The following is a 1,051-nucleotide window of genomic DNA, read 5'->3' as shown; positions in this document are numbered from 1 at the left end:
AAAGAAATCCAACTTTTAAAAGACATTCCCTCCAATCAGCTCAAGCGTCCTTCCATGCCCATTGCCGTTTATTTGCAGGAAGCCTATAACCTGTATTTGTGGAGTAAAAACGACTGGCCAGAGCTGTTGGATGCCGGTTTGTCTACCGAAGTGCTCAACACCTTCCTCCTTCGCTACGAGCTGTTGAACTATTTCCAGGTGCGATGGAATAAAGAGAAGCGCCAATCTCCTGCGGCGATGAATGTCTTTCAGGATAAACTCAGGGAAGGAAAGCAGCTACACGATTGGCTGAAGAAAAGTTTTCGGTACGCCTTTCGCCGGCACCCCAAACTGCAAAAAAAAGCTCCGACGAATCGAACGGAAAAGTCCAAATGCGGCACTCTATCAATCGCTGAATGATTTGGCTGTGTTGGGCGACAGTCAGCAAGACTTACTTCGAGCCATTCATTTCGATACCGAAGCGCTGGATCAGGCGCGGCAACTGTCCGATGAGCTACCAGGGCTGGCTGCTGCTGCCCACCAATCCCGAGGCGAAACAAAAGACCTGCGCGACCGCGCCTATGCTTACCTGAAGGAAGCTGTAGACGAACTGTACAGCTGTGGTAAGTACTTGTTTCGCGACAATGAGGCCCGGCGCATTGGCTACCGGAGCCAGTACATCACGAAGAAGAACCGTTCGCGAAAACGAGTTCCGAATAATCAAAAAGAGCCTGCGGATCCCTCAAATTTGCTTGCAGATCACTAAAAAGAGTTCGCAGATCACTAAAATTAAATTGCGGATCACTTAAAAGTTATTGCAGATGCAATCTGCATTCAATTTATTTTGATCTGCAAACAAAATAAAGTGATCTGCAAACAAAATTCAATAACAGGCACCGGATAAACTTGACAGGGCTTTCCTCAGTAGCTACTCGTTTTGTTCGGATTTCAACAAACCTTTCCATCTTCTTGCAGGTTATAACCTAAAAGCTGCAACTTTGCAGTATTAAACAACACAAGCTATGACTACACGCGCAGAATTCATTCAGGGCTTACCCAAGGTTGAACTTCA

2 protein-coding genes are annotated in these 1,051 nt (G+C 46.3%); both read left to right on the top strand.

Annotated elements, in window-relative coordinates; genetic code table 11:
- Positions 1 to 399 (top strand): hypothetical protein (locus NWF04_10840; protein ID MCW4007061.1); only part of this gene is annotated, 399 nt, incomplete at its 5' end.
- A 10-nt stretch (positions 400 to 409) separates the two neighbouring features.
- The gene (locus tag NWF04_10835) at positions 410 to 745 is read left to right on the top strand and encodes a hypothetical protein (protein ID MCW4007060.1); all 336 of its coding nucleotides are present in this window, start codon (positions 410 to 412) and stop codon (positions 743 to 745) included.
- Positions 746 to 1,051: the final 306 nt, after the last annotated feature.

This window comes from Candidatus Bathyarchaeota archaeon (genome assembly GCA_026014465.1).
GTDB lineage: Archaea > Thermoproteota > Bathyarchaeia > Bathyarchaeales > Bathycorpusculaceae > JADGNF01.
The sequence above is the reverse complement of the archived record's forward strand: the minus strand, read 5'-3'. Positions and strand labels throughout refer to the sequence as shown.